General features: G+C 55.2%; 8 protein-coding genes. 7 read left to right on the top strand and 1 reads right to left on the bottom strand.

Translation table 11 applies throughout. The features are described from left to right. Window positions 1-97 precede the first annotated feature (97 nt). The 6 genes from KWG64_RS04635 (at window position 98) to KWG64_RS04610 (ending at window position 8,170) form a co-directional block, all read left to right on the top strand. Complete coding sequence (locus tag KWG64_RS04635) at window positions 98-3,874, top strand: nitrate reductase subunit alpha (protein WP_218521085.1); 3,777 nt, start codon at window positions 98-100, stop codon at window positions 3,872-3,874. Continuing rightward, entirely contained in the window at window positions 3,871-5,406 is a 1,536-nt protein-coding gene (narH, locus tag KWG64_RS04630) for a nitrate reductase subunit beta (protein WP_101076686.1), read from the top strand. Before KWG64_RS04635 ends, narH begins: the two co-directional genes overlap by 4 nt. Beyond that, window positions 5,406-6,128: a nitrate reductase molybdenum cofactor assembly chaperone gene (gene narJ / locus KWG64_RS04625; protein WP_195815802.1), complete on the top strand. Its 723-nt coding sequence runs from the start codon at window positions 5,406-5,408 to the stop codon at window positions 6,126-6,128. Before narH ends, narJ begins: the two co-directional genes overlap by 1 nt. Continuing rightward, a complete protein-coding gene (gene narI, locus KWG64_RS04620; protein WP_101076684.1) occupies window positions 6,125-6,805 on the top strand; it encodes a respiratory nitrate reductase subunit gamma in 681 nt (226 codons plus the stop codon). The genes narJ and narI overlap by 4 nt, the downstream gene beginning before the upstream one ends. A 95-nt stretch (window positions 6,806-6,900) precedes the next feature. Continuing rightward, window positions 6,901-7,140, top strand: coding sequence for a hypothetical protein (locus tag KWG64_RS04615; RefSeq protein WP_152327018.1), 240 nt, complete (start codon window positions 6,901-6,903; stop codon window positions 7,138-7,140). Window positions 7,141-7,309: 169 nt separating this feature from the next. Next, a complete protein-coding gene (locus KWG64_RS04610; RefSeq protein ID WP_218521084.1) occupies window positions 7,310-8,170 on the top strand; it encodes a D-amino-acid transaminase in 861 nt (286 codons plus the stop codon). 713 nt (window positions 8,171-8,883) lie between these two features. Here the strand turns inward: KWG64_RS04610 and KWG64_RS04605 are convergent. Further along, entirely contained in the window at window positions 8,884-9,588 is a 705-nt protein-coding gene (locus KWG64_RS04605; RefSeq protein ID WP_218521083.1) for a DUF2461 domain-containing protein, read from the bottom strand. Window positions 9,589-9,793: 205 nt separating this feature from the next. Between KWG64_RS04605 and KWG64_RS04600 the strand changes: the two genes are divergently transcribed. Further along, window positions 9,794-11,506, top strand: coding sequence for an ABC transporter ATP-binding protein (locus tag KWG64_RS04600; RefSeq protein ID WP_218521082.1), 1,713 nt, complete (start codon window positions 9,794-9,796; stop codon window positions 11,504-11,506). Window positions 11,507-11,559 lie beyond the last annotated feature (53 nt).

Raw genomic sequence — 11,559 nt, 5'->3', positions numbered from 1 at the left:
CGTGAATACCCTGAGGCTACTTTGAGCAATGAAGTTGTATTCCCCGCCATTCACATAATGACAAAGCGCCTCAGGCCTTTGCACAGGAGAGTCCCGGATGAGCAAGTTTCTTGACCGGTTTCGCTATTTCAAACAGTTAGCTGAACCTTTCGCTGACGGCCACGGCCAGACGCTGAATACCAATCGTGACTGGGAAGACGGCTACCGCAGCCGCTGGCAGCACGACAAAGTGGTCCGTTCCACGCACGGTGTTAACTGCACCGGTTCATGCAGCTGGAAGATTTACGTCAAAAACGGCTTGGTCACCTGGGAAACCCAGCAGACCGATTATCCGCGAACCCGTCCGGACCTCCCTAACCACGAACCCCGTGGCTGCCCGCGCGGTGCCAGCTATTCCTGGTATCTCTACAGCGCCAACCGCCTGAAATATCCGCTGATGCGCAAAAAGCTGATCCAGCTGTGGCGCGAAGCCAAACTCACCTACAGCGATCCGGTGGATGCCTGGGGTTCGATCATTAATCAGCCTGAAAAAGCCAAAGAATACAAAGCAGCGCGCGGACGCGGCGGTTTTGTCCGTTCGAGCTGGCAGGAAGTGAATGAGCTGATTGCGGCGTCCAACGTTTATACCGCCAAAACCTTCGGCCCTGACCGCATTATCGGTTTCTCGCCAATTCCGGCGATGTCGATGGTGTCTTACGCGTCCGGCGCGCGTTATCTGTCGCTGATTGGCGGCGTGTGTCTGAGCTTCTACGACTGGTATTGCGATTTGCCACCGGCTTCGCCGATGACCTGGGGCGAGCAGACCGACGTGCCGGAATCCGCTGACTGGTACAACTCTTCTTATATTATTGCCTGGGGTTCCAACGTTCCGCAGACCCGTACGCCGGACGCCCACTTCTTCACCGAAGTGCGCTACAAAGGCACCAAAACGGTGGCGATCACCCCGGACTACGCTGAAATCGCCAAACTGTGCGACCAGTGGCTGGCACCAAAACAAGGCACCGACAGCGCGCTGGCGCTGGCAATGGGCCATGTGATCCTCAAATCCTTCCACGTGGACGCGCCAAGCCAGTATTTCACCGACTATGTGCGCCGTTACACCGACATGCCGATGCTGGTGATGCTCGAACCGCGCGAAGACGGCTCTTATGCCGCAGGCCGTATGCTGCGTGCGTCCGATCTGGTGGACAACCTCGGGCAGGAAAACAACCCGCAGTGGAAAACCATCGCCTTTGATGAAAATACCGGTGAACTGGTTTCTCCGCTGGGTTCCATCGGTTACCGCTGGGGCGAAAAAGGCCAGTGGAATCTGGAATCACGCGAAGGCAAAGACCATAAAGACGTCAGCCTGCAACTGAGCCTGCTGGATAATCATGATGAAGTCGTGAACGTCGGTTATCCGTACTTCGGCGGCGAAGTCAGCGAACATTTCAACAGCGTGGCGCTGGATGAAATTCTGATGCACAAATTGCCGGTGAAACGCCTGCAACTGGCGGACGGCACCACCGGTCTGGTGGCGAGCGTTTATGACCTGACGCTGGCGAACTACGGCATCGAACGTGGCCTGAATGATGAAAACTGCGCGCAAAGCTTTGACGAAATCAAAGCCTACACGCCAGCCTGGGCAGAAAAAATCACCGGCGTTTCGCAGCAAAACATCGTGCGTATCGCTAACGAATTTGCCGATAACGCCAACAAAACTCACGGTCGTTCGATGATCATCGTGGGTGCCGGGATGAACCACTGGTATCACCTCGACATGAACTACCGTGGCCTGATCAACATGCTGATTTTCTGCGGTTGTGTCGGTCAGAGCGGCGGCGGCTGGGCCCACTACGTCGGTCAGGAAAAACTGCGTCCGCAAACCGGCTGGCAGCCGCTGGCGTTTGGCCTTGACTGGCAGCGTCCGCCACGCCACATGAACAGCACCTCGTTCTTCTATAACCACTCCAGCCAGTGGCGTTATGAAACCGTCGCGCCGCAGGAACTGTTGTCCCCGCTGGCGGATAAATCCAAATTCACCGGCAGCATGATTGATTTCAACGTGCGCGCCGAACGTATGGGCTGGTTGCCGTCTGCGCCTCAGCTCAACGTTAATCCGCTGCACATCGCGGAACAGGCGAAAGCCGCCGGTCAGTCTCCGGCAGATTTCACCGTCGCAGCCCTGAAAGATGGCAGCGTGCGTTTCGCCGCGGAACAGCCGGACAATCCGCAAAACTTCCCGCGTAACCTGTTCGTCTGGCGCTCCAACCTGCTGGGTTCTTCCGGTAAAGGCCACGAGTACATGCTGAAATATCTGCTGGGCACCGAACACGGTATTCAGGGAGAAGATTTGGGCATTCAGGGCGGCGTGATGCCGGAAGAAGTCGAATGGCAGGCGCAGGGCGGTGAAGGCAAACTGGATCTGGTGGTGACACTCGATTTCCGTATGTCCAGCACCTGTCTGTATTCCGACATCGTTCTGCCGACCGCAACCTGGTATGAAAAAGACGACATGAATACCTCGGATATGCATCCGTTTATTCATCCGCTGTCTGCAGCGGTGGATCCGGCGTGGGATTCCAAAAGTGACTGGGAAATCTACAAAGGCATCGCCAAAGAGTTCTCACGGGTTTGCGTCGGGCATCTGGGCGTGGAAACCGACGTGGTTACGCTGCCAATCCAGCACGATTCTGCCGCCGAACTGGCGCAGCCGCTGGGCGTGGAAGACTGGAAAAAAGGCGAATGCGACCTGATCCCTGGACGCACCGCGCCGCATCTGATGACCGTTGAACGCGATTATCCGAATACGTACGAACGTTTCACCTCAGTCGGACCCTTGCTGGAAAAACTCGGTAATGGCGGTAAAGGCATCAGCTGGAACACCGACAGTGAAGTTGAGCTGCTGAAAAAGCTGAACTACACCAAGGCCGATGGCGCAGCGAAAGGGCGTCCGTGCATCGAAACGGCCATCGACGCTGCCGAAGTGATCCTGACGCTGGCACCGGAAACCAACGGTCAGGTTGCCGTGAAAGCCTGGGCGGCGCTGAGTGCCAACACCGGCCGCGACCACACGCATCTGGCGCTCAATAAAGAAGACGAGAAAATCCGCTTCCGCGATATTCAGGCTCAGCCGCGCAAAATCATCTCCAGCCCGACCTGGTCTGGTCTGGAAGACGAACACGTTTCTTACAACGCCTGTTACACCAACGTGCATGAGCTGATCCCATGGCGCACGCTGTCAGGCCGTCAGCAGATTTATCAGGATCACGAATGGATGCGTGCTTTCGGTGAAAGCCTGCTGGTTTACCGTCCGCCAATCGACACCCGCGCGGCGCAGCCGTTGCTGAATGCGAAACCGAACGGTAACCCGGAAATGGCGCTGAACTTCCTGACGCCGCACCAGAAATGGGGCATTCACTCCACCTACAGCGACAACCTGCTGATGCTGACCTTAGGTCGCGGTGGCCCGATTGTCTGGCTCAGTGAAGACGATGCGACAAAACTGGGTATCGAAGACAACGACTGGATTGAAGCTTTTAACGCCAACGGCTCACTGAGCGCCCGTGCGGTGGTCAGCCAGCGCGTACCGGCGGGGATGACCATGATGTATCACGCGCAGGAACGTATCGTGAACATTCCGGGCTCCGAAATCAGCCAGCAGCGCGGCGGTATTCACAACTCCGTGACCCGCGTTTGTCCGAAACCGACGCACATGATCGGCGGTTACGCGCAGCTGTCTTACGGTTTCAACTATTACGGCACCGTCGGTTCTAACCGCGATGAGTTCGTGATTGTCCGCAAAATGAACCGCATCGACTGGTTAGACGATGAAGGCAACGATTACGTGCAGGCCGCAGTGCTCCCTAAAAAAGGTCAGGAGAAAGCCAAATGAAAATTCGTTCGCAAGTCGGCATGGTGCTGAACCTCGACAAATGCATTGGCTGCCACACCTGTTCCGTGACCTGTAAAAACGTCTGGACCAGCCGCGAAGGGATGGAATACGCGTGGTTCAATAACGTCGAAACCAAACCGGGCCTGGGTTATCCGCACGACTGGGAAAATCAGGAAAAATGGAAGGGCGGCTGGATCCGTAAAATCAACGGCAAATTGCAGCCGCGTATGGGCAACAAAGCCAACCTGCTGCATAAGATTTTCGCCAACCCGCATATGCCGGAAATTGACGATTATTACGAACCGTTTGATTTCGATTATCAGCATCTGCACACCGCGAAAGACGGTAAACATCAGCCGGTGGCGCGTCCACGCTCCCTGCTGACCGGCAAACGCATGAAGAAAATCGTCGGCGGCCCGAACTGGGAAGACGATTTAGGCACCGAGTTCAGCAAGCGCTCTGCCGACCAGAACTTTGCCAATATGCAGAAAGAAATGTACGGCGAGTTCGAAAACACCTTCATGGCGTACCTGCCACGTTTGTGCGAACACTGCCTGAACCCGGCGTGTGTGGCGACCTGTCCGAGCGGTGCGATTTATAAACGCGGCGAAGACGGCATCGTGCTGATTGATCAGGACAAATGCCGCGGCTGGCGTATGTGCCTGACCGGCTGCCCGTACAAAAAAATCTACTTCAACTGGAAAAGCGGCAAATCAGAAAAATGTATTTTCTGTTATCCGCGCATCGAAGCTGGCCAGCCAACGGTCTGTTCCGAAACCTGCGTAGGCCGCATCCGCTACCTCGGCGTGGTGTTGTATGACGCCGACCGTATTGCAGAAGCCGCATCGGTAGAAAACGAAAAAGACCTGTACGAAAGCCAGATGAGCATTTTCCTGGATCCGAACGATCCGGAAGTGATTGCGCAGGCTGAGATCGACGGCATTCCGCTCTCCGTGATGGACGCCGCGCGTCAGTCACCGGTTTACAAAATGGCGATTGAGTGGAAGCTGGCGCTGCCACTGCACCCGGAATACCGCACACTGCCGATGGTCTGGTATGTGCCGCCACTGTCACCGATTCAGTCCGCCGCCGACGCGGGCGCATTGCCGCACAGCGGTGTGTTGCCGGACGTCGAAAGCCTGCGTATTCCGGTGGAATATCTGGCGAATCTGCTGACCGCAGGCGATACCGCGCCGGTGCTGCGCGCCCTGAAACGTATGCTGGCCATGCGCCATTTCAAACGTGCAGAAAGCGTGGAAGGCGTGGTGGATACCAGCGCGCTGGAGCAGGTCGGGCTGACGGCTGCCCAGGCGGAAGAAATGTACCGCTATCTGGCGATTGCTAACTATGAAGACCGTTTCGTTGTGCCATCAAGCCACCGCGAACAGGCGCGCGAAGCGTTCCCGGAAGCGAAAGGCTGTGGTTTCAGCTTTGGCGACGGTTGCCACGGCAGCGATACCAAATTCAACCTGTTTAACAGCAAACGCATCGATGCCATCGACATTGGCGCGAAAACCGAAAGGAAAGGCTAATGAACAGTTTACGACTGATTGGTTTATTGCTGGATTATCCGTCGGAAGATCTCTGGACGCACAAGATGGAACTGCTTGAAGCCGTGACCACGTCGCCGGAACTTAACCCTGAACAGCGCCTGGATCTGGCGCTGTACATCACGGATTTCTGCCAGAAAGATTTACTCGACGCACAGTCGGCGTACACCGGTTTATTTGACCGTGGCCGCGCCACCTCGCTGCTGTTGTTTGAACACGTTCACGGCGAATCCCGTGACCGCGGGCAGGCGATGGTCGATCTGATGGGGCAGTACCGCGAAGCCGGTCTGGAAATCGACAGCCGCGAGCTGCCGGATTACCTTCCGCTTTATCTGGAATATCTGACCACGCGTGATGAACAGGAAGCCCGTGGCGGCCTGCGTGATATCGCACCGATTCTGGCGCTGCTGAGCGCCCGTTTGCAGGAACGCGACAGCCATTATGCGGAGCTGTTTGATCTGCTGCTGGCGCTTTCCGGCAGCGACATCGCCACGGAAAACGTGCGCGAAGGGATTAAACAGGAAGCGCGTGATGACACCCCGGCTGCGCTGGACGCGGTCTGGGAAGAAGAGCAAATCAAATTCCTCGGCGAGCAAAGCTGTGCGGGCGGTGAAGAAGCTGCGCGCCAGAAACATTTCGCCGGTGCGGTTGCGCCGCAGTATCTGAACCTTGATGACACGAATGCGGGGGAACCACGCAAATGACTGACTTCCTCAACAACTTTTTCTTCAATATTTACCCGTACCTTTGCGGCACGGTCTTTCTCGTCGGCAGCTGGCTGCGCTATGACTATGGTCAGTACAGCTGGCGCGCGGGCTCCAGCCAGTTGCTGGAGAAAAAAACCTTACGCATCGCTTCACCGCTCTTCCACGTCGGCATTCTCGGCATTATCGCCGGTCACGCCTTCGGGATGCTGACGCCGCACTGGATGTACGAATCCTTCCTGCCGGTGCCGGTGAAACAGCAAATGGCGATGTTTGCCGGTGGCGCGTGTGGCGTGATGACCTTAGTCGGCGGCGGCATGCTGCTCTGGCGTCGCCTGAGCAATGAGCGCGTGCGTGCAGCATCCAGCTTCGGTGACATCATGATCATCGCATTACTGGTGATCCAGTGCGCGCTGGGCCTTGGCACCATTCCGTTCTCCGCCCAGCATATGGACGGCAGCGAAATGATGAAACTGGTCGGCTGGGCGCAGTCCGTGGTGACTTTCCACGGCGGTGCGGCCGCGCATCTGGACGGCGTAGCGTTTATTTTCCGCGTGCATCTGGTGCTCGGGATGACGTTATTCCTGCTGTTCCCGTTCTGCCGTCTGGTGCATATCTGGAGTGCGCCGGTGGAATATCTCACCCGTCGCTACCAGCTGGTGCGCAACCGCCGCTGAAAACCGGCTGAAGTTGTGAGCAGTCTGTTTTGACATAAAAATCAGGGGCGCTATTATGCGCCCTTATCATTATTTTTTTGCTCAAGGACGCACTGATGGCCACTCCAAGACAACCTATGACTGTCGCCCGTCGTTTATTACGCAACAGCCTGATTTTACTGGTAATCGGCGTTGTCGCCACGCTTCACGGCCTGATTGTGGGCAGCCCTGAAACCCCGCCGGGTGAAATGGCGCCGCAGCTGATGCTCGGCATCTGGTTCATCTTTATTGGTGTGGTGATGGCGCTGATCAGCTGGCTGGTGATCCGCAATAAAAAGAAGAAAGGCGAAATGTGACACCTTCGGGTGACTTTCCGAAAAGCGCTCAACGGAGCGCTTTTTTTATGCGCCGGAGACCAGAAACCTGCGTTACGTCAACATCGCCCGTTCAGTTTTCACGCAGTTTATTCCTGTGACTCAGGTAAGCTAATAAAAATCCTATTTCAATTTGGCCAGGAAAAATAACATGACCAGAACGGTATACCTCAACGGGGAGTTTGTTGCCGAGCAGGATGCGAAGGTGTCTGTCTTTGACCGCGGTTTCTTATTTGCGGATGCGGTGTACGAAGTGAGCGCCGTCCTGAATGGCCGGTTGCTGGATAACGCCGCCCATCTGGCCCGGCTGGTCCGTTCGTGTCAGGCGCTGGATCTGCGGTTACCTTGCGCGCCGGGGGAAATCGAAATCCTGCAAAACCGGCTCATCGCCGAAAACAATTTGCGCGAAGGGGCGGTTTATCTGCAAATCAGCCGTGGAAACAGCGGCGACCGTGACTTTGATTTTCCCGGCGAAACTGTCAGCCCGACTTTCCTGATGTTCACGCAGGCCCGTCCGCTGATTGATCATCCGAAATCCAAAACCGGCATCCGCATGGTTTCCGTGGATGATATCCGCTGGCAGCGTCGCGATATCAAAACCGTCGGGCTGTTAGCGCCGTGCCTCGCCAAAGAGTACGCGCATAAACATGATGCGGACGACGCGCTGCTGGTCGAAAACGGCCTGATCACTGAAGCCAGTTCCAGCAATGCCTGGATCGTCGATGCCGACGGCACGCTCATCACCCGTCCGCTTAGCACGCACATTTTGCACGGGATCACGCGTCAGGCGTTGCTCGAACTGGCGAAACAAAACGATTTGCGATTCGAAGAACGTCCGTTCACGCTGGAAGAGGCGCAGTCTGCGCGTGAAATTTTCATCAGTTCCGCCACAACCTTTATCTGGCCGGTGGTGAGCCTGAACGGGAAGGCGATCGGAGATGGGAAACCGGGGGAGATTACCGGGAAATTGCGGGAGATATATGTGGCGAAGGCGGTTGAGGCAACAAGCTAAGCCTTTGGGCTCGCCGCCCGGGCGAAACCAAAAATGCATGTGCAGAAGCCGCTGCACCGGCGGTTTTAACAAAGACCGAGAATATTTCGGTTTCTCACGAGCGGTGATCACTTAACGGGTTACGCCGAAACCGACCAAAGGAGGAAAGTGCTTTCCCTCCTTTGGATTCCTCCCCGCTTTTTACAACCCGCGCTATCGCTCGCTGGCTATGTTTCAGAAGCCGCAACTATTGCCGCGAAAACTTGCCGCTGCGCGGTACCTTCATTTCGGTCTTCGAGCCTTTCGGTCTCGAAACACTCATTCAGCAAGCTTTCTGAAAGCGGCCAATGGCTATGTAAATCAGCTAGCATCAATCTTTCGAATCACATAGCAACTAGCCGCTTTCAAAACGACGTTGAGTGAGTGATGAGAAACGGCGAGAGTCTTTTTTGAGCTGGTTCGAATCCGAAACGAGAGCACCGCGAAGCGGCGGCGTTTGCGGCAATAACTACAGCCGCTGAAACATAGCCTACGAGCGGCAGCGCGCAGTAAAAAAGACGTGGAGAGTCCAGAGAGGGCCCGTCCTGGCCCTCTCTGGTCGGTTTCGGCGCGAAAAGCCATGTGATCACCGTTAGTGAGAAACCGAAACGTTCTCGGTCATGGCCCTCACGGCGAGTGAAAAACTGAAACGTTCTCGGCACGTTGGGCCCGTTTGGGCGGCGAGCCCATGAACATCACTCTTCCCCCAACGGCAGTTGGTTCCTCTTCATTCCCTCGATCCCAATGAGCATCTGATACAACGGCGCTATGCGCAGAAAATTAGCCCTTAAAATCCCCACCAGTTCACTGCTCAAAACCGGCTCCATATCCATATGGGAACTCATCAGCGCAAAGGATTTTTTGTTGTACCAGGCCGCCAGCGCCGGATCCTGATCTTTAATCAGCGGGCGTTTATAACTGTCGCCTTCGATGGTGAAGTTCGGCTCGATGCATTTCGCCATTTTCAGAAATTCTGCGGGCTTTTTCAGAAGCTGCTGCCGGAAAAGATCCATCGTGGTTTTTGACGCGCTGTAATAACCCAGCCCGTAACGCCACCAGTCCTGACCGAATTCAAAGAAGTATACCGGCGCATCGGTCCAGTTTTTACGTGACCGTTTGAAGGTCAGCCACAGATTGCAACGATAAATAGATTTGTCGTGAGAGAAGCGTGTATCGCGATGCATTCTGGAAATGGTTTTGCCAATCGCCGGACGCGTTTCGAACAAATCATCAATGATGACCATATCCTGACTCAAATCTTCGACCAGATTGCGCATCGGCGTGAGAAGATGATCCTGATAAATATCACGATTTTCGTCGAACCACTCTTTATTGTTGTTCTGGCGCAGCGCCTGCAGGAAGTTCAGGCCTGACTGCGTGAAACCGGTAAATTCTCCCATGACGTGCCCTTATTCTTTCGCTATGATTGTTTACTGTGTATTTAAACAGTATCTCCGATTTTTTTAACCAGATCAAAAGAGAATGCCGGTTTGCCTGGAACGCGTCTCACACGCAGGCACATAAAATTCTCTGATTGATAACAATTTTCATCTAGACTGGTCGCTTCGCCTTTACAGGCTGGTATTCTTAATTAGAGGATGCATGATGCTCCGCCGTTTTTTCTCTTATTACGCGCCTTATAAAAAACTGTTCTTCCTCGACTTCGGATGCGCGATCCTCGCCGGATTGCTGGAACTGGGTTTTCCGATGGCGATCAAAACGTTCATTGATAAGCTTCTGCCTGCCCACGACTGGGTGCTGATCATCGGTGCAACGGTCGGCTTGCTGCTGATCTATCTGTTTAACACCGCGCTGATGGCGATTGTGAACTACTGGGGTCACGCGCTGGGCGTCGGGATTGAAACCGACATGCGCCGTCAGGCTTTCAGCCATTTACAGAAACTCTCTTTCCGTTATTACGACAATACCAAAACCGGCCATATCATTACGCATGTGACCAAAGATCTGGAAGAGGTCGGGGAAGTCGCGCACCACGGGCCGGAAGATGTGTTTATTGCGGTGATGACCTTCATTGGGGCCTTTATTCTGATGGCAACCGTGCATATGCAACTGGCGCTGATGACCATCATTATTGTGCCCGCGATGACCTGGATGGTCAGCCGTTACGGCGCGCAAATGACGGAAACCTGGCGGCGGCTGTTCGGGCAGGTGGGGAATTTCAACGCCCGTATAGAAGAAAGCATCGGCGGTATCCGCGTGGTGAAAGCCTTTGCCAACGAAGAACATGAGCAAAAACTGTTCGCGCATGACAACGATAAATACCGGACGACGAAGCTGAAAGCCTATCAGATCATGACCGCCAGCCTGACGCTGAGTTATCTGAGCACGCGTCTGGTCCAGCTGATCGTGATGGTCGCGGGCACCTGGTATGTGATTAATGACCAGCTGACTTACGGCGGCTTCGTCGGTTTCCTGCTGCTGGTGGAAGTGTTTTTCCGCCCGGTGGCGAAAATCAGCTCGGTTCTGGAAAGCTATCCGAAAGGCATTGCCGGTTTTAAACGCTTTACACAACTGATCGACACGGCGCCGGATATCGTTGATCGCCCGGACGCGCAGGCCGTCAGCCATCTGCGCGGCGACATTCATTATGAGAATGTGGTGTTTGGCTATACGCCTGCCAGCAAAATTCTGAACGGGATCACGCTGTCGATTAATGCCGGTGAAACGCTGGCGTTTGTCGGGCCGTCCGGTGCGGGGAAAACCACGCTGTGCTCGCTGCTGCCCCGTTTCTATGAAATCGACAGCGGCAGTATCACCATCGATGGCATTGATATCCGTGATATGACGCAAACGTCGCTGCGCCGCAACATCGGCATTGTGCAGCAGGACGTCTTCCTGTTTGGCGGCACAATCCGCGAGAACATTGCTTATGGCAAACTGAATGCCAGCGAAGAAGAAATCCGTCTTGCCGCCAGCCGTGCGCGTCTTGATGATGTGATTGACGCGCTGCCACTGGGAATGGACACGGTGATCGGTGAGCGGGGCGTTAAACTGTCCGGCGGCCAGAAGCAGCGGCTTTCCATTGCTCGTATCTTCCTCAAGAATCCGCCGATCCTGATCCTCGATGAAGCGACCTCCGCGCTGGATACCGCAACCGAACAGGCCATTCAGCAATCGCTGGCTGAGCTTTCCGAAGGGCGAACCACGCTGGTCATCGCGCACCGCCTGGCGACGATCCAGAATGCCGACCGCATTATCGTGGTCGACAAAGAAGGCATCGTCGAGCAGGGAACGCACGAATCCCTGCTGTCCCTTCAGGGACGTTACGCACAACTTCACGCCGCACAGTTTCGTTAATTATCCCGCCTTCTTAGCCCCTTTTCAGTAACCGGAAGGGGCTGCATTCTTGC

This window comes from Rahnella sp. PD12R (assembly GCF_019200965.1).
Classification (GTDB): Bacteria; Pseudomonadota; Gammaproteobacteria; order Enterobacterales; family Enterobacteriaceae; genus Rahnella; species Rahnella laticis.
The sequence above is the reverse complement of the archived record's forward strand: the minus strand, read 5'-3'. Positions and strand labels throughout refer to the sequence as shown.

Bases quoted from the DNA above. Each gene is read 5' to 3' on its own strand.
- KWG64_RS04600 (WP_218521082.1), top strand. From the start codon at position 9,794: ATGCTCCGCCGTTTTTTCTCTTATTACGCGCCTTATAAAAAACTGTTC.
- KWG64_RS04605 (WP_218521083.1), bottom strand. From the start codon at position 9,588: ATGGGAGAATTTACCGGTTTCACGCAGTCAGGCCTGAACTTCCTGCAG.
- KWG64_RS04635 (WP_218521085.1), top strand. From the start codon at position 98: ATGAGCAAGTTTCTTGACCGGTTTCGCTATTTCAAACAGTTAGCTGAA.
- narI (WP_101076684.1), top strand. From the start codon at position 6,125: ATGACTGACTTCCTCAACAACTTTTTCTTCAATATTTACCCGTACCTT.
- KWG64_RS04615 (WP_152327018.1), top strand. From the start codon at position 6,901: ATGGCCACTCCAAGACAACCTATGACTGTCGCCCGTCGTTTATTACGC.
- narH (WP_101076686.1), top strand. From the start codon at position 3,871: ATGAAAATTCGTTCGCAAGTCGGCATGGTGCTGAACCTCGACAAATGC.
- KWG64_RS04610 (WP_218521084.1), top strand. From the start codon at position 7,310: ATGACCAGAACGGTATACCTCAACGGGGAGTTTGTTGCCGAGCAGGAT.
- narJ (WP_195815802.1), top strand. From the start codon at position 5,406: ATGAACAGTTTACGACTGATTGGTTTATTGCTGGATTATCCGTCGGAA.